Raw genomic sequence first — 24,242 nt, forward strand, 5'->3', positions numbered from 1 at the left:
TTATATTGAATGCTAAGGGATATTAAAAAGGGTTGTATTGACCCCTCCGCAAACAATTACCAGAATGGATTGGGCTTTGTGAAGAACAGGATGATCATTATAAATCAGGGATAATGAGGCGCCGCTGGATAACTCCACCAGGATCCGTTGTTCATGGGCAAAACTGAAACAGGCTTGTTCGGCTTCTTCATCACTGACAACGACGTTTTCTATTTGATGAATTTTGGTCCAATCCATTAGTTTTTGAGCCACCCGTTTTGCGCCTAGACTGGTTGCCTTACTGGTGATGGTGTCTAAAGTGACTAATTTATTGGCCTTTACCGATTGGAAAAACGCATCAGCCCCTTTGGTTTCAACAGCAATTAAAGGCACTTTTTCCCATTTATGCTGGTGCATTCCTTCCAAAACCCCACAGGCAAGACCCCCTCCACCCACAGAGAGGACCACCGCGTCAGGAATAGAAAGCCCTTGTTGAATAGCCTCGGTAATCATAGACGCATGCCCTTTCCATAAAGTCGGATGATCAAAAGGCGGGATATAAGCTGCTTGATGTTGTCTGGCAAAATCTAATGCGGCTTGATGCGCTTCATCCCATACTTTTCCCGCTACAATGACTTTTGCACCATAGGATTTAATCGCTTCAATATAGATGGGATTGCTGGTTTCAGGAATAAACACCGTGGCAGGAACATTCAATTTCATTGCACAATACGCTACCGCAATCCCGGCATTACCTCCTGACGAAGCAACGAACGTTTTGGCACCTCGCTGAAGCTCTTCCTGGCATAATGCGCCTATTCCCCGCAGTTTGAATGAGCCTGGAGGATGCAGGCATTCGAGTTTAAAATAAACCTGTTTATTGAGTTTATTTTTTAAGTATTGGGACTCAATAAGCGGTGTTTGCGTATGAAGACACTGCATGGATTATCCTTATTAATTAAGCTTGAACGCAGAACCTAAATTCATTTTTAAGGCATTTTGATATACGACCTCTGCCACCGCCAAATCCTGAATCGCCAGACCCACTGATTTAAAGACAGTAAGCTTTTCCTGAGCCAGCGGCGCTTTTTCCATCAACCAGGTTCCAAACTCAACAATGGATTCTCTTTTAATTTGTTGCTGCTCTATAGCATTAATTATTTCACCAGCCTCTTTCATTGCCGCGTCTATCTGATCCACTACTATCACTGCATTCTGGAGCACATCCCCGCTGATCTCCTGCATGGAAGGATGATGTGAGCCAATGGCGTTAATGTGTACATGGGGTTTAAGATCCCTGAGATGTACTAAAGCTTCTGTACTTGCTGTTGCAGTGCAAATGATATCTGAGTTTTTCAAGGCAGTAGATAACTGCTCACAAGCCTGAATATTGTAGAAAGCGCCCATTTCTCTGGCAAACTTTTCTGCACTTTCCAAATGCCGTGACCACACAAATACCTGTTCAATCTGGCGCACGGCAGCCACTGCTTCAAGCTGTGTCATCGCCTGTACTCCGGCTCCCAGAATGCAGACCGTTGAAGGTATTTCGCGGGAAAAATATTTGCTTGCCAGGCCTGAAACAGCACCTGTACGAAGTGCTGTTAAATAAGCCGCGTCCATAAGCACGAGCGGCTCACCGGTGCTTGCATCAATTAACAAAATAGTCCCATTAATCGAGGGTTTATTGTATTGAATATTGTCTGGAAAGACAGAAACTACTTTTAATCCCAGGATTTTTTCATCAGATAAATAAGCAGGCATGGTTAGTGTTAATCCGTTATGGCCTACAGGAATAGCCGTTCGTAAAGGCAAGACCGCTTTTTGTTGGGCCAATTGAATAAATGCCCTTTCCATTGCGTCGATGGCCTCTGGCATGCTGATGCATTGTTTCACCTCGGAGAGTGATAATAACTTAAGCGTCATGAGCGGCCTCCTGAAAAATCGGTTTGGTTATTCATTGCGAATCTCGGTTTTAAAGAAACTGGATCAATCTAACATAGTTTGTTAATATATAGCAAGCTATGTAAATTGAGAAAAAAATGTATCCCTCCACTCTAATCAAAAAAGCGAGCCGCTTATTAGTTAAAAAGGCCAATGAGCTATTAAAGCCATACGGTCTTACTGACGCGTATACCTATTTTCTGATGGCTCTTTACCAGCAAGACGGCTTGACTCAATCGGAAATGCATAAGCAAATCGGTATTGAGCAACCCACAGCGGTCAGAACGCTGGATCGCATGGAGCGTGATGGCTTAATTAAAAGAACTCGAAGTGCCACAGACAGACGAGCGATTGAAATCCAATTAACTGAAAAGGGACGAAATTGTCAGCGCATTATCGAACAATGTGCATGCGAACTGAACCAGTTTGCTTTAAGCGACTTTAAAGAAGAAGAAAAACATCAAATCAAATCCCTATTAGAACGATTGAATAATAATTTTTAAGATTAAATTCTGTTTTATAATTCAGATTAACTGAAAAGCGTTTGGGAGGGATAAAAGCATGAATATTACACATCAGTCACTAACGCAATTTATTTTTAACATCGTAAAGCCTTATAAAGCCTATCTGATTATTATTGCGTTTACAGCGCTTTTCTGGGCATTCACTAATACTCTCCAGCCTTATGTTCTTAAGCTCATTATCGACAAAATAGCGGGTTTTGAAGGCGACAGGGTTTCTGCTTTTATTGCTATTCAGCCTTATATTTTTCTATACATCGGATTATGGATAATTTTATGTGTGGATATGCGGCTATTGGATTGGGCAAAGCTCAGATTATTTCCGAGCTTAAGGCAGGATGCGATGTTAAAGATGTTTGCCTACTTAAATCAGCATTCTCATCATTACTTTCAAAACAATTTTGCAGGAAGCCTGATTAATAAAATTGTCGACATGCAGGGCGGCATCGTAGATATTTTCAACATCATCGACGATATTTATGCACAGGTGTTGGGCTTAACTATTGCAATAGTGGCCTTATTATTAATTCATCCTGTTTTTGCCTTTATTTTAGTCGCCTGGGTCGCCGTATTTCTTACTATCAGTTTTTTATTTTTAAAGCCGGTTCAACACCTTTCCCATCTGTTTGCTGAAGCACGAAGCTCTCTGGTAGGCAAGATGGTTGATAGTATCAGCAATATCGTCAATATTCGCTTATTTGCCAAACACCGCTACGAGAACAGTTACGTTGGTGATTCAGTTGCCTATACAGTGCAGCAAGACAGGAACATGCTAGGCAAAATTATTCATATGCGTATATGGTGGGATGTGAGCATTATAGCTCTGCTAGGCATTAACCTTTGGATGCTTGGAAGAATGTATAGCCAGAACCTGGTTACGGTGGGCGATTTTAGTTTTATTATTACTCTTTCAATCAGCATCCTTTGGAACCTGTGGTTTATTGCCAGTCAGTTCGTTTCATTTTCTGAGCAAGTCGGAAAATGCCGGCAAGCGCTTTCCATTATTAACGCGGCTCACGACATTGTTGATAAGCCGGATGCAAAGCCCTTAGTAGTCACTCGAGGAGAAATTCAGTTTAAAGACGTCAGCTTTCATTATAGTGATGGAGCGAAATTATTTCAAAATAAAAATGTAGTTATTCATGCGGGTGAAAAAGTAGGGCTTGTCGGTTTTTCAGGCAGCGGCAAAAGTACCTTCGTCAATCTCATTTTAAGACTGTTTGAAGTGGAGTCTGGCTCAATAACCATTGACCATCAAAATATTAATGAAGTGATGCAGGAATCCTTGCGTGAAAACATTGCTTTAATTCCGCAGGATATCTCCTTATTTCATCGCACATTAATAGAGAATATTCGCTATAGTTGCGCCAATGCGAGTGATGAGGAGGTTATCGAAGCCTCTAAAAAAGCCCATTGCCATGAGTTTATCAGTCAACTCAACGAGGGATATCAGTCAATGGTGGGGGAGCGGGGTATAAAATTATCCGGCGGCCAGCGGCAGCGAATTGCTATTGCAAGGGCCATACTAAAAAACGCTCCTATCCTTATTCTGGATGAAGCTACCTCAGCATTAGACTCTGTAACTGAGAAATACATTCAGGAAGCATTACATCATTTAATGCATGGAAAGACGACTATCGTCATCGCCCATCGTCTATCCACTCTTTCAGAAATGGACCGGATTCTGGTATTTGATAATGGACAGATTATTGAAGATGGAACCCATGAGGAATTAATCAGACTCAAAGGACATTATGCCAGGATGTGGCATATGCAGGCAGGTGGGTTTCTTCCTGAATATATAGAAGATATGGATACGACGCAGGAAGTTTAATTATTCAGATTGCTTATCCAGCCAACTGTTACAACAGCGGCTCACCGTTGATTTAATGGTATCTATAATACTCCGGCTCACCGGATTTTTATGTTTCTCCGGGCGATAGATCAAGCAGATTTCATCTTTAAAAACTGGCGCATCCGTTAATTTTCTTAGATGAGGATATTGTGAAGCAAGTCTTGCTGGCAAAAGCCCATAACCAAGACCCAGAGAGGTGAGTTTGGCGACTACTTCAAGGTTCGCTGAATTAAGTGTTCCGTCAAAACAATCACTTTTGCCAATTTTTTTCAGGATATATTGAGACTGTGCAAGATTCTGATCATAAATGAGTTTATTGGCGGCATTCTCTGCAAAAAAGATAGTAACTTCATCATTGCATAAATGGTTTATTACCAAATCTGGATGTTTTATAGGATTGACGACCACTCCTAAATCAGCTTCCCAGCTAATCACCTTCTCGGTCATCTCTCTCGACAGGCCATGAATAAAATTAAAATTAAGCTTTGGAAATTCGCTCTGAATTGCGGGCATAAAAAAACCAATGGTATAAAGCGCGACAGAAGGGTGCATGGCAATAGTATAGCGTCCCTGAATAAGGCCAGATTCAGATTTAGCCAGGTTTTGCGCCTGCTCCCACTCATGGAGAAGACGGCGCGAACGTAATACGAATTCCTCGCCCAGTTTGCTGAGCTGAATGCCATTTTTAAGGCGAATAATCAGCTCTCCACCCAGTTCATTTTCCAGGCGCTTAATTGCATAACTTAAGGCCGGTTGAGATATGCCAATGATTTCCGATGCTCTGGTAATGTTGAGTGTTTCACAAACCGTTATGAAATACTTGATATCATCCAAACCTAATGACATAAGAAATCCTTATCACAATCATACTAAATAGTTATTTTATTTATTCTTTGAAAGCCTGTATTTTTTTAACTCAGGAGAAAAAAGGAAAAATACAGCAATGCTTCCCATATTAACTCAGAAACCTGCCATTAGAAATTTTGCGTCCAGCCATTCGGAAGCGAAAGAAACCGCGATAAAGATTCTGGCAGATATCATGACGTTTCGGCGTGTATCTAAATCAGGTCAATCATGCAGGGGCGTGGGCTGTTCGTGCTGTGTTTCAATCCATTTACCTAAAATTCTGTCTGCCGTTAAACGAAGCGAACCCGTATTTTTTGTATTACCGGCTTTTCCTGGAAAATCACCCAATCTCGAAAAAGTATTAAGCCCTCTGCCAGATCATGCGGAACGGCTTTCCCTGGCTTTTCTGGGGACTCTTTGTCAGCAAGTAAAAAAATATTATTACCCGGGCATTCGCATTCTGCTCTGTTCTGATGGAAGAGTATTCAGTGATGTGGTGGGCATGAAAGAAACCCATGTTAGCGCTTACCAGCATGAACTGGATAAGTTAATAGCTGATATGTCGCTTTGCGATCTGTCAACGTTTAATCTCGACCATTGTTATGAGTCGCTGAGTTTTCAGGAAATGCGTGATCGATTAATGAGTCGTTATGGAAATTCCCTGAGCAATATAAAACAAAAAATACGCAATGGCTCAAAGCCATTCGCCAACGCCAATGACCAGGAGGCTAACCGAATGTATTGCGGCATTACTCGTTTTTTATTTGAAGACTCTCTCTATACTGGACAAATGAAAAGCCGTTCGGCGATACAAAAAGAAGCACGCGATAAAGCTTACGAGGTTATCAGAAGAAGCAATGCCTGGAGTGAGTTGATTGCAGAGCGTTTTCCAGAGTCAATAAGGCTATCCATCCATCCGCAAGTCTGCGGGTCAGAAAAACTCGGGATCCGTTTAATTGCAAACGAACGCTGGATGACTCCCTGGCATGGTGTAGCGGTTGGAACCGCCAAGGGATATATTTTGCTTAAGCGCTCGCAAGCCGAGAGTTTGGGGGCCACATTAATTCATTCCGATGATGGACGTCCCAGTCATTATCTACTGAACGAGAGTATGGAGATAATCCATGAATTTTAAGATCACCAGGCTTAAGCCTTTTGGGCTTTGTCTCACACCAGATTACCCAAATGCCAGCGTAAACCATCTCGACATTGGGACGCTGCGTCAATTGTGCGGCGAGGAGCAGCTGGTTTTGTTAAGAGGCTTTGATACGTTTAAGAATTCAGCAGACTTTTCAGACTATTGTGAAAGCTGGGGGGAGATCAGCGTCTGGCCTTTTGGAAAAGTGCTCGAATTAATCGAGCAGGAGAAGCCTGAAGATCATATATTTGACCACAGTTATGTGCCCCTGCACTGGGATGGAATGTATCGACCGCAAGTGCCCGAATTTCAAATTTTTCATTGCGTTAAAGCGCCTCTGGCTGGTCAGGGAGGCCGAACCACTTTTTCAAACACCGTGTTAGCTTTAAAAAACGCATCAGCTGAATCCATAAACTTATGGAATAAAGTGACCGGAGTTTATAAAAGAACAATGGAGTTTTATAACAGTAAAACCGTATCTCCGATTATCAATAAACATCCTTATAAGGATTATTCTGTTATTCGCTACAACGAGCCATGCTCAGAAGACCAAGGGCGCTTTGTGAACCCTCCTGATCTTGATTTTATCGGGCTTGATTCTGACGAGTCAGAGCTATTTCATCGCAGCTTAAAAGCCGCCCTGTATGCGCCGGACACTTTTTATGCTCATGATTGGCAGAGCAATGATATAGTGATTGCCGATAATTTTTCACTTTTACACGGGCGCGAGGGATTTGTTTCCAGGTCGCCAAGGCATTTGCAGCGGGTACATGTTTTAAGTGATCCGCCTTTTGATAATCCTCATTTGGAATCCCATCAATGAGTAAAACCGCCACGGATGTTTTAATTGTGGGGGCAGGCCCTGTAGGGCTTCTGTGTGCTTATCTTGGCCAGATTTCCGGTCTTAAAACGATAATTGCGGATAAGTCCAGCGGCCCTCTGGATCGCGGCCGGGCGGACGCGCTCAATGCACGCAGCCTTCAGCTCCTTGAAGTGGCGGGTTTATTCAAGGAATTGTATCCGCTTGGAAAAACCTGCAATACCAGTTCAGTCTGGGCGAATGGCGAATTCATTTCTCGCCAGTCCTCATGGTGGGAGTCTCTGGAGGGCTGCTTTCATAAACATTTTCTGATGCTTGGACAGTCGTATCTGGAAAATCTTTTAGATCATAAATTAAAAGCCTTAGGCGCTCCGGTTAAACGAAACTTGAAAATTGAGCATATTGAGCTCAATAATGAAACCTGTCTGACTACACTCTCAAATGGTGAACAGGTCCAGTCACGTTATGTAATCGGTGCCGATGGTTCGCGCTCCTTTGTCCGTAATCATTTTGACATAGCCTTTGATATTATTCGTCCGCAACTGATTTGGGCGGTAATCGATGGGATTATTGAAACCGACTTCCCCAAAGTTCCGGAGATTATTGTGTTTCAAGCAGAAACTTCCGATGTCGCCTGGATCCCCAGGGAAGAACCTATCGACCGATTTTACATCAGAATGGATACCAAAGAGTTTAGCCTTGAGGATGCAATCGACAAAATTAATCGGGCCATTAAACCCCATAGCCTGAAATTTAAAGAAATTGTCTGGTTCTCGCAATTTTCAGTTAAAGAATCGGTTGCCGAAAAATTCTTTGTACAGGAGCGTATTTTTCTTGCCGGCGATTCATGCCATATCCATTCGGTGAATGGTGGGCAAGGTCTTAACACCGGCCTTGGGGATGCCTTCAATCTGATGTGGAAGTTAAACCGGGTAATCAAGGGAAGCGCACCTGCCAGTCTATTGCAAACCTATGAGGAAGAGCGCAAACCCGTGGCGCACTCAGTGCTTGAAACCTCCGCCGAGCTGGTCCGTTCTACCAAATATGCGAAAGAAGGGAGCCATGCTCAGGATTACGTAAAAATAATAGAAAAGCGGGCAGGGAACATAACCGGCATGGGAATCCGTTATGGAGAAGCTGTACTTTGCGGTACGAGGCTTTTTGATTTCGAGGTCTTTAAGGGAGAAACCAGAACTAGAATCTATTCGCTTCTGGATTATCGAAAATTCAACCTGCTTGTTTTTGGTAATCAGGTCATCAGCCAGGATTTACAGGAAGAGGTTAATTGCATTCAGATTTATTCAACTAATCAAGATGACAGTTACTGGACAGATAATTCACCTTACAAAAATCAGGTTATTCTGGTAAGACCCGATTCCTACATCGAATCCTGTGTCAGTATTTGCCTCTAAACGGGTTTAAGCTAAACTCCTGAAAGGCTGAATAGAAGGTACGAACAATGTCTATCGATAAAATTGTGTGTGTGGGAAAGAATTATCTCGAGCATGCTCTGGAGCTTGGCGATGCGGTACCGGAAAAGCCGGTGTTATTTTTGAAGCCTGCCAGCGTGCTCAGGCAGCTCAATGATTGGGATAAGGAAGCTGATTTGTATTTTCCTGAAGATTCAGCTGTTCAGCCTGAATGTGAAATTGCCTTGCGCATTGCCCGCGATGGGTATCAGATGAGTGTTGAAGAGGCTTCAAATGCGATTTCAGATGTGACGCTTGGGCTGGATATGACCTTAAGAGCACGTCAGACCCTACTCAAAAAACAGGGGCATCCCTGGACTACTGCCAAAGTGTTTAAAGATGCGGCAGTTCTTGGCCCGTGGATTCCCCGTCACCAATTCCCTGATTATCTGGAGGCGGAATTTCAACTGCTTATCGACGGAGTTGTCAGACAATCGGCCAGAGGATCCCAAATGATGATGAAGCCAGCCGATGTGATCGCTTACATCAGTCAATTTTTCCCGCTCAAAGCGGGGGACATAATTTATACCGGTACGCCGGCAGGGGTGACTTCAATATCAGCGGGAAGCGAGGCGGAATTACGCTGGCTCAATCATAGCTTTCGGGTAAGATGGCAAAAAGCCTGATGCATTATGAGAGTATTTCTTTCAGGCAATTATAGTCTACTCCCGGAAGAAAAATATCCTTTACCGGGATTGCGTTTTTATTCACTGCGTATTGGAGTGGATCAATACCGGCCTCGATAAGAATACTCTCATAATTACCACGGTTCTATTATCTGACATAAGAATAGCCTGTTTGGATTCTAGGGACTTTATTCAATAGCAAGTTGACCGGCATGTAAATCCCCTTTAACTAAGAACAGAAAGATAATTTTAAGAATAACTGCCGCACATAAAAAAACTATCGGAAAATTCTAGAAATTCTCTATACTTAGCAGATATACCTCTAAAACTGTTCTGGAGAAAAGAATGAGTAAAAAACTGTTGTTCGGAATACTTCTGGCAACAACCCCTCTGCTGACAGGATGCTGGACGGTTCAATCAGGCCAGAAATCGGGCATTATCGTAAAGGTGGCGAAAGAAGGCCGTTATTGGGGAACCTGGGAGGGTGAACTGATTCGCGGAGGGCTGGATAATGCCAGTGGGGCGACAGGCAGAGAGTTTCACTTCACTTTGGGGCAATTTAAATCTGACCTGGTTAATCAGGCCATTTCCGCTATGGAAAATAATCGGCATGTGGTATTGAAATATCACTGTGATCAATTTGTACTGCCCTGGAGCGGTGAGACCAAGTGTTTTGTCGATAATATCAAGGTACTTGAAACGGTTAAAACGCCAGTAAAAGCGCAATAGGCTGACTTATGCCTTCTGTAGAGACGACCATTGCCGCGGCGATCATGAAAAAATGCCATCTGCTTTTTTCCTATGATGGACATGCTCGCCGGGTTGAACCTCATCATTACGGGATTTTAAATGGCAGTAAGCAACTGCATGCCTATCAGGTAAGTAATGGCAGTAAATCAGGCCATTTGCCGGAATGGCGAAATTTTAAATTGGCCCTGATGAAGGACATAAGAATTGATAGGGATAGTCTTTTTGAAGAGCGTGAAAGTTATAATCCAGTAAATGCCAAATACAGTAAAATTATAAAATCGATTTGTTAATCGCTATAATTAAATTAAGCCGATGTTCCTGATGCCTGAATATGAAAACAAAAATGGGTATTATCTGCCTGCTTTTGCTGGGGCTTTTGCAAATTGCTGCCGTAAATCAGAATAATTCAACCCTGGGCCCTTTACCCCAGCAACAAGATGGGGCGGTGCTGGCTAACTTGCTGGTGATCAATGAAAATCAGTCGGCGCTGGCACGCTATGTTTATAAAAGATCAAACAATGCTGTGATACAGCAATTTGCCTTAAAACTTGAGCAGCAAGCCCGGCATCATTTAAAGGAAATCTATCATTTAAGCAAAACGACAGGCATTTCAACTATTGATGCAGCCACGGCATTGAAATTGCGCAGTGTAAAAAATCAGGAGTTGAAAGAACTTTCCGAAGCGGAAAACAGCCAATTGGATAACTTATATCTCGAATTTGAGATTCGTAATTCCAGCAAGGCCTTAACGCTTTTTGAGCAGGATTTTAAACCCATTGCTACTCATCCCGCCATCAAAAATTATCTTGAATCCTCCAAGCAGGATTTTATCGAAAATGTAAAACAGGCGCAATTAATTCAAAAGACGTTGGGTCCGCATTAAACAATCAATTCCGCTGGGGAATCTGAATACTCTTGATCTCGTCTTCGGTAGTCGGGTCGGTTTTATTTTGTGATACAAACTTTTCTCTAAAACTACTCAGATTTTTTTCAAGTGTCGTGGCAAATATACTGTCGGAACGTTTGGAAAACAAGGGCCGAATAAGCCAGTCAATCAATCGCAGAAAGGCATTTTGTTTGACAGCAGACAGCTTTTCGAGCTCCCGATCGTTTAGCTGCTGGAACACCTGACTGGGTATTGAGGCACCGAGCTGATTAGTTTCCTGAACATAATTAAATAGTTCTTCTTTTGTATTTTCCATAGTAGCTGCGATCAGTTGAGTACTCGATAGCTGAATTCGCTCCTTTAGGTCTTTAAGTTTATCCTGAAAGGGAGCAAAAACCTGCTGACTAATATTTCGAAGCACGATGATTCTTGGGTCGGCTGGGTCTTTTTCGCTGATGCGTTGTGCCTCTTTTGTAAGTTTGTAAATAATCTCTTCGACCTGTTGAGTGAGTAGCAGATTTTTGTTTAACTGAACTTTCAATTGTGCGCTCAGGATATCCACCGTGTCATTAATAGCTGCCTCCGTTTGCAATTTCTGCAATTGCTTCTCCTCCTCGGCTTTCTCAGCGGCGGCGACTTCCTCAAGGGCCTTTTGTTCACGCTGCTTAATGATACGTTCATGATCGGCGGCTTGCCCTCCCAGCTCGAGTATACTGTCCAACACAGGCCTGTTCTCATTCAGTTGCATTAAGGCTTGAGAATAATTGGTCTGCTCATTCGCTCCCTCGGCAAATGCCGTTGATAGCTTTGTATAGGCAATCAGATAATCATGCAGCTGTTTTTCGAGATAATGTAATAGCTCTGTTTCATTTCCTTTATTAATAAGGCTCTTCAAATCGTCATTGGCAGTTTTGAATGAAGGCAGGTTATTCAGGAAACTGCGGTTTGCTATCAGAAGTGAAATGATAGTGGCCGGCTCATAGTTTTTGCCATTGAATTGGAATGAATTAGGTCCAATATTTAAATCAGGGCAATTGCTGTTAAATGTTTGTTTTGCTGCTGCAGTTTCCGAGTTAATCTGATTAATGAGTTTTTCTACTTTAAATTCCGGATCTTCCCAACGAAAGAGGCTTAACAGGTTATGCATCGTATTGCCAAAGTTATCCGCCGGCAGAGTCCTGATATCGCTGTTTAATAACAGATTAAAACTGCGGAATAAATTTTTACGCTCTTGGGTGAGCCCTAGCTGAACAAGAAGAGCCTGCTTCCTGGAGGCTAAAATCAACTGCTCCTGAAGGGGCTGCAGTCGTTGTTTCTCAGCTTCCAATGTTTGACTGAGGTTGTTTAATAGTTCATCGAGACGCTGGTTTTGTTCATTCAGACCCTTAAGGCGCGTGTCGCGCTGTCCAAGTAAAACAGGCGCCAGTTCGCTTCGATTGTCCCATTGCAGTTCAGCCTTGCTCAGAGGAGCAGTAGTGGCTGTTTTTTCATTTTCTTCTAAAGCCATGCGTATTTGGCGTTCCAGTTCTTTAAATTGTGGAAGTGAAATCTGGTTGGTCTGGATAGCAGCCAGGATTTGCCTTAATCGATCTATTTTTCCAGGAATTTGCTGCTGCTTCTCATTAATTTCAGTATCTTTTTTATTGATCTCCAGTTCGTCAGCCATTAATTTAATGCCCTGACGAATTTCAAAATGCTTAAGCTGCAGCTGCCACTTGAGATTGAACAGCTTGATTAGGTTGGTCTGGGGGTTTTCTGCAGCGGGCATTGCATCGCGTACGGCTAAAAATTCCTGCATTAGTTTTTCTATCTCAGCCGACCAGGAGTCGATTTTACGAGAATTCTGATTGGCAGGTCCGGCCTGTGGTGCGCCGAGATCTCTTCGCTGATTATTCAGTTCCGCTTTGGCATTCGCATACAGTTCACTGGCTGCAGTAATTATCGATGTCAGAGGAGTCTTTTCCAGAGACTGTAAATGGGCAAAAGATGGCTGAATATTTTCTAAAGTTTTCTGTAATTGATTAATTCGCTCCGGAAGTATCAGAAGTGAGATTTGCGTTCGCTGCAGTGCGGTGGTGTGGTTTTTTTTAACAGAAACAATAACGGTTTGCAGAAATCTGATTTTTTCTGCCATATCGTTGATTGTAGTCCTGATTGAGCCCTTTAGAGCATCATCCGATATCTCCCGTAATTGCTGCTCCATACCGGATTTTTCATCCAGCAATTTTTTTTGCTCTGCTTCAAGTAAGCGAATCAGACTTTCCTGATCTTCAGTGGTCAACTGATTCGATTCAATCCTTGCCATGCCTCGCTCAAATCTGGGAATTATCTCCAGAAATTTCTCCAGCTCGTTTAAGAGCTCGACTCCTTCCATAAGCTGAGGCGCGATTTCAAATTTTTTACTGCTGAATTGAGATAATTGTCCCACCAATGCTTGCTGATGATCATTCAATTGGCGAAATCTGGTTAATTCAGCTTCAGATAACTGAGCTGGTGGCGCAATAACGACCTCTCGCGGAGACTTTCCTTTGGGAGCTTTTTTTCCTGGCATAGTAAACAGTGGTTGGTTTGTGCTCTATAAGTATAATATATTATCATGTGATTAAGTTCTGCTCATTCTGGTGTATGAGTAATATCTACTGTTTTTTTATATCGCTGAGCAGAAAAAGGCGTGAGACAGGGTAAACTCAATGAGTTTGTGTTTATTTGTGTCTATTGATATAATTTGACGGCAATTTTGTCATTTCTTGACTAGGAGTTAAGTGTGAGATTCAAACTGTCCATTCTCGCTTTGTCGGTCGCATTGTTCAATGCTCCTGTTTTTGCCAGGGAAATTTCCCTGCGCGAAAAAATAGGGCAAATGCTGATTGTCGGCTTTGAGGGTAAAAATGTAGATTCCAATGCCGCGATTATAAAAGACATAGAGCAATACAATCTGGGCGGTGTAATACTGTTTGATTATAACTACAAAACCCTGTCATTTGATAAAAATATCGAAAGTCCCGCTCAGGTTAAGAAACTCAATGAAGATCTGCAGGAGTTGACCCGTTTAGCCAATGAGAAAGCCCAGCGCCCTCAATTACCCCTGATTATTTCTGTGGATTACGAGGGGGGAGCTGTGGATCGCCTGAAGCAGGATTATGGTTTTCCTAAAACCTGGTCTGCAGTGGATGTCGGAAAAATGAGTCAGGCTGAGGCAGGGCAAGCGGCCCAGACAATGGCAACTACCCTTAAAGAAGCTGGCTTTAATCTTGATTTTGCGCCTATTCTCGATGTCAATGTGAATCCCCAAAATCCGATTATCGGCTTACTGAATCGAAGTTTCTCCGCCGATCCGGAACAGGTGAGTTATTATGCGGATATTATGGCCAGTCGTTTTTTAAAAGAAAACGTTCAATGTGCCTACAAGCATTTTCCCGGGCATGGCAGTTCAACAGCGGATTCGCATCTGGGATTTGTTGATGTGACCCAATCCTGGCATTCCTATGAGCTGAACCCCTATCGCGATTTAATCAACAGCAATTCCGCCTGCGGTATGATTATGACCGCCCATATTGTCAATAGACAACTGGATGAGTCAGGTCTACCGGCCACTTTGTCGTATAAAATATTAACCGGTCTTCTAAGACAAAATCTGCATTTTAATGGGGTAATCATTACTGATGACATGCAAATGAAAGCGGTCAGTGAGCATTACCGATTGGAAGATTCATTGCCGCTGGCTATTAATGCGGGTGTTGATATGTTCATTTTTGGTAATCAAATTACCGACAAGGCACAGGATCCCAGGCAGGTTATCGATATTATTGAAGCCAAAGTCAAATCGGGAGAAATTAAGGAATCACGCATTGACGAAGCCTATGAACATATAGTCAAATTTAAACAAAGCATGCTGCCCAAGGAATAAATTGACTGCCTTCATTTCCGCTAATCAGACTCCTCCCCGACTGTTGTCCCTTGATGTATTTCGCGGAATAACTGTGGCGTTAATGATTCTTGTCAATAGCCCAGGAAATCCGCAAAGTTATGGATTTCTGGCTCATTCTCATTGGAATGGTTGCAGTCTGGCAGATCTTGTCTTTCCTTTTTTCATTTTTATGGTGGGTGTTTCAGCTGTCTTCTCAGTTCAATCCAGTCGAGCACGATTGCAGACCGGGCAGCTGATTTCAAAGATTTTAAAACGCAGTATCATGCTGTTTCTATGTGGACTATTGCTCAACGCAATCCCTCATTTTTCCTTGGAAACGCTAAGAATTCCAGGCGTATTACAGCGCATCGCCATCTGTTATTTCTTTGCAGCGGTATTAGAACTTTCAACCAGTATACGGTTTCAAGTGGCGCTTGCCGTGATGATTTTAATAGCTTATTGGCTTTTCATGGCCTATTTTCCCGTGCCGGGAGCAGTAGTTGGCAGTTTGACTCAGGAATCCAATCTGGCGGCTTATGTGGACAGGCTGCTTATTCCGACGGCGCATTTATATCAACCGCTTTATGATCCTGAAGGAATTTTATCGACATTTCCTGCCATCAGCACGGCCTTGCTTGGTAATTTAAGCGCTCATATTCTTCTCGGAGCTCGAGAAAAAAATCGACTTGGCATACTGCTTATATTGGGATTGTCGCTTTGTGTTTCTGGCTGGTGCTGGGGGCATTGGTTTCCTGTAAACAAAAGCCTGTGGTCAAGCTCTTTTGTCTTGTGGTCTGGCGGCCTGGCTATTTTAGCGTTTAGCTTTTGCTATTGGCTGATTGATCTGAAGAAAAAACAGAACGCATGCGGCCTCTTTAAATTTTGGGGAGCGAATGCTTTAAGTTTGTACGTATTTCATATCATCTTCCTCAAACTGCAATTTATGATTCATATTGAAAGAGAAGGCCAGATGCTTAATTTCAAGAATTATCTGACGCAACTGGTTTTTGGATGGGCCTCTCCAGCTATGGCCTCATTGCTCTATGCAGTCAGCTATCTTGCCTTTTGTAGTTTATCCATCGCTCTCTACAGTGACTGGAAAAGCAAGAGAGCTTCCCAAGTATCCATTCCTGCCTGAAGATTTGCAGGCACTGCCAAGTTTAGCTCAGTTGTATATTAAACTGTCTTCCCCGCGAAGGCGTGGATCCATCTCTGAGCTGGCTATAATGCCAATTGAGGAATGGATTCCCGCCTTCGCGGGAAGGACATCATTTCCTTAACTTAACGGCAGTGAGATTGCAGGGAGGGTGGGGGCTGTTCTGATTCTCTGCAATAGGTTATAATTCTGGACAATTTTGTTTCAGTGAGTAATTCATGATTGCCATTCTTGAAGCGTATCGTGCCGGATTATTAAACCGTAAATTCTGGTTATCCAATATTGTTTCAGGCTCTATTGTTGGGGTTGTGGCCTTGCCTTTAGCCATGGCATTTGCTATCGCGTCCGGGGCGAAGCCAGAGCAGGGTATTTACACGGCGATTGTTGCCGGGTTTCTCGTTTCTGTATTTGGCGGCAGCCGTTTACAAATCGCCGGACCAACTGGTGCTTTTATCGTTATTCTTTCTGGTATCACCGCTAAATACGGCATTGATGGTCTTCAGATTGCTACCATCATGGCGGGCTTTATGCTGTTCTTTTTAGGACTTGCCCGTTTGGGAGTCATCATCAAATTTATCCCTGATCCTGTAATCGTCGGGTTTACAGCGGGGATAGCTGTTATTATCTGGGTTGGACAATGGAAGGACTTTTTTGGTTTACCGGCGATTTCGGGTGAACATTTTCATCAGAAGCTTTGGCAATTAATTCAAGCCTTGCCGCAATTTCATCTGACAACTACCTTGCTTGCCCTTTTTTCTCTGGCAGTGCTTATCATCGCACCGCGTATATCCTTTTTAAAGCGCATCCCTGCTCCATTAATCGCATTGATTATTGCCACTGCTTTGCAAGCCATCTTTCAATTTGAAGGCGTTAACACGATTGGTAAGGCGTTTGGCGGGATTCCGCAAGGCTTGCCTTCACTTAATTTTCCTCCGATCACAACAGCAAGAATTATTGAACTGATTGGTCCGGCGTTTACCATTGCCATGCTAGGTGCGATTGAGTCACTTTTGTCTGCTGTGGTAGCAGACGGAATGGCAGGTACAAAACATAATTCCAATCAGGAGCTGATAGGGCAAGGGGTGGCCAATATTGTCGCGCCGTTTCTGGGCGGTTTTGCTGCCACCGGAGCTATCGCCAGAACAGCGACCAACATTCGTAATGGTGGAAATAGTCCTTTATCCGGAATAGTTCACGCGCTGATGCTGGTGCTGATTATTCTGGTGCTGGCGCCGCTGGCGGTTAATGTGCCTCTGGCAGTTCTGGCGGCCATTCTATTTGTCGTTTCCTGGAACATGAGTGAAGCGCGCCATTTCATCAAAATGCTTAAGCAGGCTCCGCGCGCGGATATTGTCATCCTCCTGGTGACGTTTGCACTGACCATTTTCGCTGATTTAGTGATTGCGGTGAATATAGGGGTGATTCTGGCGGTGTTGCATTTTGTTCGCCGTATGGCCTCCAGTGTCGAAGTACGTGAGGCGGATGAAAAAGATATCCAGCAGGAATTAAAAGAAAATGGCATTGAAAAACTGCCAGCGGGTACTCAGGTTTATACCGTCGAAGGCCCCTTCTTTTTTGCCGCAGTTGAAAATTTCGAACATGCGCTGGCTGCCACACATACCGACCCCAAAGTGCTGATCATTCATTTGCGCTGGGTGCCATTTATTGATATCACTGGTTTGCAAACCTTAAAAGAAGCGATTGGCAATCTCAAGCGCCGCGGCGTGAAAGTCATTCTCTCCGGAGCGAATACCCGGGTAACATACAAACTGGAAAAAGCGGGAGTGAATGATTTGATAGGCTCTGAGAATATAATGCCAGATATCAGCAAGGCAATTGCCGCCTCAATCTAGGCCAAAAGAGAGAAAACAGCGTAGGTCGGGCGCTTCGCCCGACATTCTATTGTTTAGAAAAATCATCCTCGCCATCATCAGTTGACTGCGGAGAAACTGAAGCGCCGGGGATTCTGCGGGTTTCAAACGCCCATTCGCCCAAGTCAATTAATTTGCAGCGCTCCGAGCAAAAGGGGCGAAAGCTGTTTTCCGGCTTCCAGGTATTCGTTTTGCCGCAGATAGGGCAGTTAATTTTTTTTGATTTTTGCATAATGAACAGTTCCAAAACGTACAGTCAATTATCCCAGGCCTTGTCCTGAGTTAAAACCGAGAGACTCGCAGCAAGTAGCGGATGAGCCAGGCTTGCTTGCCGTATTATGTATCAAGGGAGGATAATGATCAGTATCTTTTGTACTGATCTCTGATTTGAATTGTTCTGCAGAAAAAACCGGCTCATTTTGCAGTGTCTCCAAATGCTGTCTGGATGCTTTAAGACTTTTATAGAGCCATTTCTTTTTGGAGTGCTGATCGCTCAGCTCAACGGCCTGACTGGCAGCAAACAGCGCAAGACCAATGGCTAAAACCAATATCCCAAGGCATAGAACAGGGAAACTGCCAAGTCCGGCAAATAAACCCATACTGCTCAATAAACTTGAAAATCCTGAACTAAATCCTGCTACCGAACCAAAGGCCCCCGCAAACACGATAAATGCGATTTCCCTTTTTTGATCAGCAGTTGCCCCTTTTGCATGTTCGGAATGAAAGCTAAGCAGTAAAAACTCATATAATGGCTTCCTTAAAGCCGATTTACGCGCATCACCCTGCAAGGTCAGGACATGCAGCCATTGCTGTTTATTTTGTTTCAGGCAAGCAAGGAATTGCAAATTCAGGGAGAAGTCCTGAGAGGAATTTAATTCCATCTCATTAAGCCAGTTTCTGAGGAACTGATAGAAGTTCTGATTGAAGCCACTATTCGCCTCGCATTGCTTCTGATAGGCCAGTTGAGCCTGATTGATCAGCAGATAAAATTGATTGAGATACTCTTCTGAGTAGCGCTTGAATTTGTCGGATAATTTGTTCTCTTTTTTCTGAAAATGTTGATAGGTCCAGTAAAGGACCGGTATCGATACCAGAGCAAAAAGGCCGCCGCTTAAAACTCCGAGGCTAACAGCGGCACCGCTGCCTGCAGCCAGTCCAAAGATGGCTACGGAAAGCCCTAAAAAAGGCCAGGCCACTCCGGATGCGGTTCCTAAACCAGCAAATGCAGATCTCAGTAGAGACATATTCTCTCCTGCTTAATTAAAACGAATGGCCAGGCATTAAAATCCTTGAATAGGCTGTGACCATAAATAACCAGTTTAACCGACCGTAAAGTCTTCTCCAATGCCTGGAACTACTTTCCAGGCGCAATTTGCGCCATGATACGCCAGTGCATTAATGTCTGGTTGTGCTGGTCCATTGGCAGTGACTACAAAAACGCAGGCCTGGGATTCAAATCCCGGTGCTTCCCTGATGGCGGTAATCGTGTAGGCAATATCGAAACTGGCATTATTAGAAAAACCGAATCCATATCGCAATCCCTGCGTGGGTGAAATCTTAAATTCATTTACTGGCTGACAGGATTCGTCAACCAGTAAACCTGTCTGGCTGATCATTCTCATCGTTATTTTCCAACTGCCGTCGGTACTACGGATGTCATGCCAGGTGTGAACATCACAGCGCGGTGAAAAAGCAAATGCAAAGCCGCCCAGGGCCATGAGACAAAAACCGGCTAATTTCATCTTAAATCCATTTAAGCTAGAAGCCAGATATCATACACGAATGATAATCATTTTCAATTGAATATTTATAAATTCAGCAGGTGCTTTTTTCTCGAGAAAAGTATAAAATTTGCCCATTGGAAAATTAATGGACCCAACATGATTTATTTCAGCTATCTCTATTTTCTGTTTACAGGAATTTTTCATACTGAAATTCACCCTTTCAATTTAGGCGATGCTAAAATCCAGATCATTCGCCAGGCCGGCCAGGGAAAAACTCTGGTGCATTTGCATGAAAATGAGAATACCGCTCTACAGGCTGCCAAGCTTTATGTGGATTCTAACGGCGGCACATTAATTACCTTACATCATTCTGGAAAACGGAACATTGTCTTCTACCTCAAAAAGCAGCGCTATGAATTTGACCCCAATCGGATATTTACTGATGCGGGCATCAAAAAAACCTTAACGCAGTATGGTAACTATTCACCGTCTGCGCATCGCGAAGTCAGACGATTTGCCAAAGCCATTCTTGAGTTGATTCCTCCCGGAAAAGTCATTGCGGTGCACAACAACCAGGGCTATTCCATCCAGGAGTATTTTCCGAAGCATCCTCTGGCACCGGATGCCAAGGCGCTGAATTATTTACGCAATTCCAATTTCCGTAATTTTTTCTTTGTGACCCGGCAAGAAGAATTTTATAGGTTGAAACGTCTGGCATTCAACGTCGCATTACAATCAGACACGGCCCAGGATGATGGTTCTCTGTCTTACTTTCTGGGAAAGGAAAATTATATTAATATTGAAGCAGGATACGGACAGTTAACGGCTCAATTGCAAATGTTATTTAATGCCTGAATAAAAAAGACACCCGAAGGTGTCTTTTTTACCATTGCAAGGATTAAACTGGAGGTGGCGTTCCGCCGCCAAACAAGTTCAAAATAAGTAAAACAACGAACACAACCAGGAACAGGAAAAACAGAATTTTAGCGATACTGGTTGCTGTGGATGCAATTCCCCCAAAGCCAAAGGCGCCTGCGATAATTGCAATCACCAGAAAAATAAGTGCCCATCCTAACATAGAGATCTCCCTATCTTAAGTTAACGGCATCTTTCAATGCCCTTCACTTTAATAATAGTCAAATTAGATTCACTAGTAAAATCGACTAGCTTTCATTTGGATCAAAGCTTTCAAACTCATCCTCATTAAAAGGATCATATTTTTCGCGTTGCTTCTCTTTTTTAGCAAGCTCCTTATCCTGCAGGTCATTGGTTTGCCTGAATAGCGCATCAATGTCCTCATCGGAGTAATTACCCTTTCTATCATTCAGCTTCTTAAACGAATCGTTCTTCATCGCTCTATTCTGTTTAAAATGGTTTTATATAGTTTAGTGCAGAATAATCCCCCTCGCTTTTGCTCATCCTGGCCCACTGATTTCCTGGACTCGTATTCAAACGATAAACAGGCTAACATAATAATAATTGAACTGTTTAACTGGATGAGATAATGCGAGAATTTAACTTGCTTGATCAATGCCTTGCTCAAATTGATACGGCAATTCGCAGCCTTTTGCCACCGGAAAAACGGGAAACGGCGAGGGTATCCCCGGCACAGGGGCTTAAGGAGCCGCATTTAAGCATGCAGGAAAGGAAGCATGTTGCCGGCCTGATGCGCGTGAATCATGCTGGGGAAGTATGTGCGCAGGCCTTATATCAGGGGCAGGCGCTCACCGCTAACCTGGATCACGTCCGGGAAAAAATGACCCAGGCTGCCAGTGAAGAGGTGGATCACCTTGCCTGGTGTGAGCAGCGTTTGAGAGAACTGGGCAGTGAACCCAGTATTTTAAACCCTGTCTGGTATGCCGGCTCACTCGTTCTGGGAGCGGTGGCTGGTCTGGCTGGCGATAAGGTGAGTCTGGGATTTCTGGCCGAAACAGAAAACCAGGTCTCCACACATCTTAAAAATCATTTAAAAAATCTTCCTGCTGAGGATCACAAATCACGTGCAATTATCGAGGAAATGGAACAGGACGAAAGTAATCATGCCCATGAAGCGATTGAAGCGGGAGCAATGGATCTGCCCTTGCCTATAAAAAAGATGATGTCTGTAGTCTCTAAAATAATGACTAAAACCGCCTATTATATCTAACCATGACTATTTTATTAATTGTCGCAGCTTTTCTCCTGGTTCTGCTCAATGCGTTTTTTGTGGCGGCAGAATTTGGCATGGTCCGTTTGCGCACGACTCGTGCGGCAATTATCGCGGAGGAATATCCCTGGCGCGGCCGGATCCTCGCCAGAGTGCATAGTCAGCTTGACGCCTACCTCTCCGCCTGTCAGCTAGGTATTACCCTGGCCTCTCTTGGTCTTGGATGGATTGGAGAACCAGCCTTTTCCGAGCTGATTTCGCCGCTGCTGCATCAAATGGGTATTCAAAGTCAGGCCCTCGTTGAATTTATCAGCTTTGTCTTTGCCTTTTCGCTGCTCTCCTTTTTACACATTGTTGTCGGAGAGCTGATGCCCAAGTCCTTAGCGATTCGGCAAAGCGAGCAAATCTCACTATGGACTGCTGCTCCTCTCTATTATTTTTACTGGCTGATGTTTCCTATTATCTGGATGCTCAATTACTCATCCAATTTTTTTCTGAAATTGCTAGGGCTTGATGTGATACATCCCGGCGAACAATCCCATTCCAGTGAGGAAATCAAGTTAATCCTGCAATCCAGTCAGCAGCATGGCGAGCTGAGTCCGCAGGAAAGCAATATTCTGGCGCAAACTTTAGAGCTTGCGGATCTTCGTGCGGATGACGTCATGCAGTCCTCCAATGACATGATTAAATTGCCCAATCCTGTTGAAAAGGATAGCCTGATAGACATTTTGAACCGTTATCGCTACAGCCGCTATCCCGTCTTTGATCAGAAAACAAAGAAAATCATTGGTCTTCTGCATGTCAAAGACATACAACCCTTGCTGCATAGAACAGAAAAGGGTGGTCTTTTGAATCTTCAGGAATTGGTAAGGCCGATTCCTAAAGTGTCTTATCGCATGCCTGCACTGGTTTTACTGAGGCGCTTTCAGGAAGGAATGCCGCATTTTGCTCTGATTGTCAGTCGTCAGGGAGGAATAATTGGCTTTATCACCCTGGATAATCTACTGCATTTGGTTCTGGGGGTAATTAAAGACGAGTTTCATAAAACGCAGGATGCCTGGGTTGAACATAAAGACGGATCACTTACAGTAAAAGGCGATTGCCCGCTTTATACCATTGAGCGTGCCTTGCATCGGGAGCTTAGTTTGTCTGAAGAGCAGGAGGAAGAAGCGGCAACCATTGCCGGTTTAATTTTGCATCAGTTGGGATCAGTGCCGACCGAAGGTGAAAGCATTGAATTTAATGATTTTATTGCCAGGATTGAACAGATGCAGGGTGCGAGGATTGCCAAAGTGCGCATTAAACCTCTTCTCAAAGAAAATGATTAACCCAGAGTTTCGGATTTTCAAACAGATCTTGAAATATTGTGTATTAGTTTAGCTGTATAAAGCCTGGCCAAAAGGTCAGATTAACGCATAACTGGAAATGACAATTATGGATTCTGCCTGGTTCATCATTCTGGTTATCATGATTGCCTTTGTTTTTGATTTTATTAATGGTTTTCATGATGCCGCCAATTCAATCGCCACCATTGTGACCACTGGTGTATTAACCCCTCGCCAAGCCGTATTATGGGCCGCTTTTTTCAATTTTATCGCTTTTCTGGTTTTTAATTTAATGGTTGCCAAAACCATTGGCAGCGGCTTAATTGACACATCAATTGTGAGCGCGCCATTAATCTTCGCTGCCTTGATCGGTGCTATCTCATGGAATTTGCTGACCTGGTATTATGGTTTACCTTCCAGTTCCTCTCATGCTCTGGTCGGAGGATTAGCGGGAGCCGCGGTCGTCAAAGCCGGATTTACAGCACTTATCCCAATGGGCTTTCTTAAAGTGATCGCCGGTATTTTCATTTCTCCCGTTCTTGGAATGTTGCTTGGCTTCCTATTTACAGGTGTTTATAAAATTGCCGCTGGTAACTCTCATCCAAGACAGATACGGCGGACTTTTAAACTGTTGCAGCTTGCATCTTCGGCATTTCTCAGTCTGACCCATGGCGGCAATGACGCGCAAAAAACCATGGGCATAATTGCAGTCCTGCTTTTCTCAGCGTCCTGGTTGGGTGATCAGTTCTATATACCATTCTGGGTAGTTATCTCCTGCCATTTGGTGATAAGCCTGGGAACTCTCGCCGGTGGATGGCGAATTGTGCACACTATGGGGAATAAAATAACCAAATTGAATACTCTCAAAGGCAGCGCCGCTGAAACAGGAGCAGCCATAACCATTTTCGTAGCTACAGAATATGGAATTCCGGTGTCAACCACGCATACAGTCACAGGGGCAATTGCGGGAGTTGGGCTGGTTGAAGCCCAGGGAGCGTCAGGAACACGCTGGTCAATCATACGGCGAATCTTTCTTGCCTGGCTGCTGACCATTCCGGCAGCAGGCCTCGTTGCGGGAGCAGTGATGTATATAATATACTGTTTTTATTGACTTTTTAATAATTAACCGAATATAGTCCGGCCATGGAGTTTTAACCGGTTTTTTTTATCAAATAATCAAAAAACGAACAAATTGATTAGTTTAATAGGTTGTAAAAAAAAAATAATGTGATAAAATTGTCGACTGTCCTGCCTTTTTGTATCTTTTGAAATCAATGTGAAA

At 43.5% G+C, this 24,242-nt stretch carries 25 protein-coding genes; 16 read left to right on the top strand and 9 right to left on the bottom strand.

Features of this window, described 5'->3' with window-relative positions; all coding sequences use genetic code 11:
* Window positions 1–12 precede the first annotated feature (12 nt).
* Window positions 13–921 (bottom strand): pyridoxal-phosphate dependent enzyme, encoded by a 909-nt coding sequence (locus tag E1O89_RS07195; protein WP_133139571.1) that lies wholly within the window; start codon window positions 919–921, stop codon window positions 13–15.
* Between the two features lie 12 nt (window positions 922–933).
* Window positions 934–1,902 carry an ornithine cyclodeaminase family protein gene (locus tag E1O89_RS07200; protein WP_133139572.1) on the bottom strand — a complete coding sequence of 323 codons (969 nt, stop codon included), beginning with the start codon at window positions 1,900–1,902 and terminating at the stop codon, window positions 934–936.
* A 116-nt stretch (window positions 1,903–2,018) separates the two neighbouring features.
* Between E1O89_RS07200 and E1O89_RS07205 the strand changes: the two genes are divergently transcribed.
* Together E1O89_RS07205 and E1O89_RS07210 are read left to right on the top strand one after the other, a co-directional pair.
* Window positions 2,019–2,423, top strand: a complete 405-nt coding sequence (locus E1O89_RS07205) for a MarR family winged helix-turn-helix transcriptional regulator (RefSeq protein ID WP_133139573.1) — start codon at window positions 2,019–2,021, stop codon at window positions 2,421–2,423.
* Between the two features lie 58 nt (window positions 2,424–2,481).
* A complete protein-coding gene (locus tag E1O89_RS07210) occupies window positions 2,482–4,275 on the top strand; it encodes an ABC transporter ATP-binding protein (RefSeq protein ID WP_133139574.1) in 1,794 nt (597 codons plus the stop codon).
* Here the strand turns inward: E1O89_RS07210 and E1O89_RS07215 are convergent, their stop codons facing one another.
* Complete coding sequence (locus tag E1O89_RS07215) at window positions 4,276–5,142, bottom strand: LysR family transcriptional regulator (RefSeq protein WP_133139575.1); 867 nt, start codon at window positions 5,140–5,142, stop codon at window positions 4,276–4,278.
* Between the two features lie 97 nt (window positions 5,143–5,239).
* Here E1O89_RS07215 and E1O89_RS07220 point away from each other — a divergent pair, with 97 nt between their 5' ends.
* The 7 genes from E1O89_RS07220 (at window position 5,240) to E1O89_RS07250 (ending at window position 10,828) form a co-directional block, all read left to right on the top strand.
* Entirely contained in the window at window positions 5,240–6,277 is a 1,038-nt protein-coding gene (locus tag E1O89_RS07220; RefSeq protein WP_133139576.1) for an L-tyrosine/L-tryptophan isonitrile synthase family protein, read from the top strand.
* Window positions 6,267–7,103, top strand: a complete 837-nt coding sequence (locus E1O89_RS07225; protein WP_133139577.1) for a TauD/TfdA dioxygenase family protein — start codon at window positions 6,267–6,269, stop codon at window positions 7,101–7,103. The genes E1O89_RS07220 and E1O89_RS07225 overlap by 11 nt, the downstream gene beginning before the upstream one ends.
* Window positions 7,100–8,512, top strand: a complete 1,413-nt coding sequence (locus tag E1O89_RS07230; RefSeq protein ID WP_133139578.1) for an FAD-binding protein — start codon at window positions 7,100–7,102, stop codon at window positions 8,510–8,512. Before E1O89_RS07225 ends, E1O89_RS07230 begins: the two co-directional genes overlap by 4 nt.
* A 47-nt stretch (window positions 8,513–8,559) precedes the next feature.
* A complete protein-coding gene (locus tag E1O89_RS07235) occupies window positions 8,560–9,195 on the top strand; it encodes a fumarylacetoacetate hydrolase family protein (protein ID WP_133139579.1) in 636 nt (211 codons plus the stop codon).
* A 345-nt stretch (window positions 9,196–9,540) separates the two neighbouring features.
* Window positions 9,541–9,924, top strand: coding sequence for a hypothetical protein (locus E1O89_RS07240; RefSeq protein ID WP_133139580.1), 384 nt, complete (start codon window positions 9,541–9,543; stop codon window positions 9,922–9,924).
* An 8-nt stretch (window positions 9,925–9,932) separates the two neighbouring features.
* Window positions 9,933–10,235: a hypothetical protein gene (locus tag E1O89_RS07245; protein WP_133139581.1), complete on the top strand. Its 303-nt coding sequence runs from the start codon at window positions 9,933–9,935 to the stop codon at window positions 10,233–10,235.
* Window positions 10,236–10,276: 41 nt separating this feature from the next.
* A complete protein-coding gene (locus tag E1O89_RS07250) occupies window positions 10,277–10,828 on the top strand; it encodes a DUF4142 domain-containing protein (RefSeq protein WP_133139582.1) in 552 nt (183 codons plus the stop codon).
* Window positions 10,829–10,832: 4 nt separating this feature from the next.
* On the opposite strand, the gene E1O89_RS07255 is transcribed toward E1O89_RS07250, so the two are convergent.
* Entirely contained in the window at window positions 10,833–13,382 is a 2,550-nt protein-coding gene (locus tag E1O89_RS07255; protein ID WP_133139583.1) for a hypothetical protein, read from the bottom strand.
* A gap of 213 nt (window positions 13,383–13,595) precedes the next feature.
* Here E1O89_RS07255 and E1O89_RS07260 point away from each other — a divergent pair, with 213 nt between their 5' ends.
* From E1O89_RS07260 to E1O89_RS07270, 3 genes are all read left to right on the top strand, one after another.
* Window positions 13,596–14,738, top strand: a complete 1,143-nt coding sequence (locus E1O89_RS07260; protein ID WP_133139584.1) for a glycoside hydrolase family 3 protein — start codon at window positions 13,596–13,598, stop codon at window positions 14,736–14,738.
* A gap of 1 nt (window position 14,739) precedes the next feature.
* Window positions 14,740–15,876, top strand: coding sequence for an acyltransferase family protein (locus E1O89_RS07265; protein WP_133139585.1), 1,137 nt, complete (start codon window positions 14,740–14,742; stop codon window positions 15,874–15,876).
* 236 nt (window positions 15,877–16,112) lie between these two features.
* On the top strand, window positions 16,113–17,747 hold the full coding sequence (locus tag E1O89_RS07270; protein ID WP_133139586.1) for a SulP family inorganic anion transporter: 1,635 nt from the start codon (window positions 16,113–16,115) through the stop codon (window positions 17,745–17,747).
* Window positions 17,748–17,793: 46 nt separating this feature from the next.
* On the opposite strand, the gene yacG is transcribed toward E1O89_RS07270, so the two are convergent.
* The 3 genes from yacG to E1O89_RS07285 form a co-directional block, all read right to left on the bottom strand.
* Window positions 17,794–17,997: a DNA gyrase inhibitor YacG gene (yacG, locus tag E1O89_RS07275; RefSeq protein ID WP_133139587.1), complete on the bottom strand. Its 204-nt coding sequence runs from the start codon at window positions 17,995–17,997 to the stop codon at window positions 17,794–17,796.
* A gap of 28 nt (window positions 17,998–18,025) precedes the next feature.
* The gene (locus E1O89_RS07280) at window positions 18,026–19,009 is read right to left on the bottom strand and encodes a hypothetical protein (RefSeq protein ID WP_133139588.1); all 984 of its coding nucleotides are present in this window, start codon (window positions 19,007–19,009) and stop codon (window positions 18,026–18,028) included.
* 75 nt (window positions 19,010–19,084) lie between these two features.
* Entirely contained in the window at window positions 19,085–19,507 is a 423-nt protein-coding gene (locus E1O89_RS07285; protein ID WP_262337452.1) for a hypothetical protein, read from the bottom strand.
* A 138-nt stretch (window positions 19,508–19,645) separates the two neighbouring features.
* On the opposite strand from E1O89_RS07285, the gene E1O89_RS07290 reads away from it, so the two are divergent.
* Window positions 19,646–20,344 carry a protein tyrosine phosphatase gene (locus tag E1O89_RS07290; protein WP_165483095.1) on the top strand — a complete coding sequence of 233 codons (699 nt, stop codon included), beginning with the start codon at window positions 19,646–19,648 and terminating at the stop codon, window positions 20,342–20,344.
* Between the two features lie 43 nt (window positions 20,345–20,387).
* On the opposite strand, the gene E1O89_RS07295 is transcribed toward E1O89_RS07290, so the two are convergent.
* Window positions 20,388–20,567: a DUF1328 domain-containing protein gene (locus tag E1O89_RS07295; protein WP_058506793.1), complete on the bottom strand. Its 180-nt coding sequence runs from the start codon at window positions 20,565–20,567 to the stop codon at window positions 20,388–20,390.
* Window positions 20,568–20,652: 85 nt separating this feature from the next.
* Entirely contained in the window at window positions 20,653–20,841 is a 189-nt protein-coding gene (locus E1O89_RS07300) for a hypothetical protein (RefSeq protein ID WP_133139589.1), read from the bottom strand.
* Between the two features lie 152 nt (window positions 20,842–20,993).
* Here E1O89_RS07300 and coq7 point away from each other — a divergent pair, with 152 nt between their 5' ends.
* The 3 genes from coq7 to E1O89_RS07315 all read left to right on the top strand — a co-directional run bounded on the left by coq7 (window position 20,994) and on the right by E1O89_RS07315 (window position 24,071).
* Window positions 20,994–21,635, top strand: a complete 642-nt coding sequence (gene coq7 / locus E1O89_RS07305; protein WP_133139590.1) for a 2-polyprenyl-3-methyl-6-methoxy-1,4-benzoquinone monooxygenase — start codon at window positions 20,994–20,996, stop codon at window positions 21,633–21,635.
* 2 nt (window positions 21,636–21,637) lie between these two features.
* On the top strand, window positions 21,638–22,963 hold the full coding sequence (locus E1O89_RS07310; RefSeq protein ID WP_133139591.1) for a hemolysin family protein: 1,326 nt from the start codon (window positions 21,638–21,640) through the stop codon (window positions 22,961–22,963).
* A gap of 106 nt (window positions 22,964–23,069) precedes the next feature.
* Window positions 23,070–24,071, top strand: a complete 1,002-nt coding sequence (locus E1O89_RS07315; protein ID WP_133139592.1) for an inorganic phosphate transporter — start codon at window positions 23,070–23,072, stop codon at window positions 24,069–24,071.
* Window positions 24,072–24,242: the final 171 nt, after the last annotated feature.

Origin of the sequence: Legionella genomosp. 1 (assembly GCF_900640215.1) — a bacterium.
Classification (GTDB): Bacteria; Pseudomonadota; Gammaproteobacteria; order Legionellales; family Legionellaceae; genus Legionella_C; species Legionella_C quinlivanii_A.

Bases quoted from the DNA above. Each gene is read 5' to 3' on its own strand.
- E1O89_RS07195 (WP_133139571.1), bottom strand. From the start codon at position 921: ATGCAGTGTCTTCATACGCAAACACCGCTTATTGAGTCCCAATACTTA.
- E1O89_RS07200 (WP_133139572.1), bottom strand. From the start codon at position 1,902: ATGACGCTTAAGTTATTATCACTCTCCGAGGTGAAACAATGCATCAGC.
- E1O89_RS07205 (WP_133139573.1), top strand. From the start codon at position 2,019: ATGTATCCCTCCACTCTAATCAAAAAAGCGAGCCGCTTATTAGTTAAA.
- E1O89_RS07210 (WP_133139574.1), top strand. From the start codon at position 2,482: ATGAATATTACACATCAGTCACTAACGCAATTTATTTTTAACATCGTA.
- E1O89_RS07215 (WP_133139575.1), bottom strand. From the start codon at position 5,142: ATGTCATTAGGTTTGGATGATATCAAGTATTTCATAACGGTTTGTGAA.
- E1O89_RS07220 (WP_133139576.1), top strand. From the start codon at position 5,240: ATGCTTCCCATATTAACTCAGAAACCTGCCATTAGAAATTTTGCGTCC.
- E1O89_RS07225 (WP_133139577.1), top strand. From the start codon at position 6,267: ATGAATTTTAAGATCACCAGGCTTAAGCCTTTTGGGCTTTGTCTCACA.
- E1O89_RS07230 (WP_133139578.1), top strand. From the start codon at position 7,100: ATGAGTAAAACCGCCACGGATGTTTTAATTGTGGGGGCAGGCCCTGTA.
- E1O89_RS07235 (WP_133139579.1), top strand. From the start codon at position 8,560: ATGTCTATCGATAAAATTGTGTGTGTGGGAAAGAATTATCTCGAGCAT.
- E1O89_RS07240 (WP_133139580.1), top strand. From the start codon at position 9,541: ATGAGTAAAAAACTGTTGTTCGGAATACTTCTGGCAACAACCCCTCTG.
- E1O89_RS07245 (WP_133139581.1), top strand. From the start codon at position 9,933: ATGCCTTCTGTAGAGACGACCATTGCCGCGGCGATCATGAAAAAATGC.
- E1O89_RS07250 (WP_133139582.1), top strand. From the start codon at position 10,277: ATGAAAACAAAAATGGGTATTATCTGCCTGCTTTTGCTGGGGCTTTTG.
- E1O89_RS07255 (WP_133139583.1), bottom strand. From the start codon at position 13,382: ATGCCAGGAAAAAAAGCTCCCAAAGGAAAGTCTCCGCGAGAGGTCGTT.
- E1O89_RS07270 (WP_133139586.1), top strand. From the start codon at position 16,113: ATGATTGCCATTCTTGAAGCGTATCGTGCCGGATTATTAAACCGTAAA.
- yacG (WP_133139587.1), bottom strand. From the start codon at position 17,997: ATGCAAAAATCAAAAAAAATTAACTGCCCTATCTGCGGCAAAACGAAT.
- E1O89_RS07280 (WP_133139588.1), bottom strand. From the start codon at position 19,009: ATGTCTCTACTGAGATCTGCATTTGCTGGTTTAGGAACCGCATCCGGA.
- E1O89_RS07285 (WP_262337452.1), bottom strand. From the start codon at position 19,507: ATGAAATTAGCCGGTTTTTGTCTCATGGCCCTGGGCGGCTTTGCATTT.
- E1O89_RS07290 (WP_165483095.1), top strand. From the start codon at position 19,646: ATGATTTATTTCAGCTATCTCTATTTTCTGTTTACAGGAATTTTTCAT.
- E1O89_RS07295 (WP_058506793.1), bottom strand. From the start codon at position 20,567: ATGTTAGGATGGGCACTTATTTTTCTGGTGATTGCAATTATCGCAGGC.
- E1O89_RS07300 (WP_133139589.1), bottom strand. From the start codon at position 20,841: ATGAAGAACGATTCGTTTAAGAAGCTGAATGATAGAAAGGGTAATTAC.
- coq7 (WP_133139590.1), top strand. From the start codon at position 20,994: ATGCGAGAATTTAACTTGCTTGATCAATGCCTTGCTCAAATTGATACG.
- E1O89_RS07310 (WP_133139591.1), top strand. From the start codon at position 21,638: ATGACTATTTTATTAATTGTCGCAGCTTTTCTCCTGGTTCTGCTCAAT.
- E1O89_RS07315 (WP_133139592.1), top strand. From the start codon at position 23,070: ATGGATTCTGCCTGGTTCATCATTCTGGTTATCATGATTGCCTTTGTT.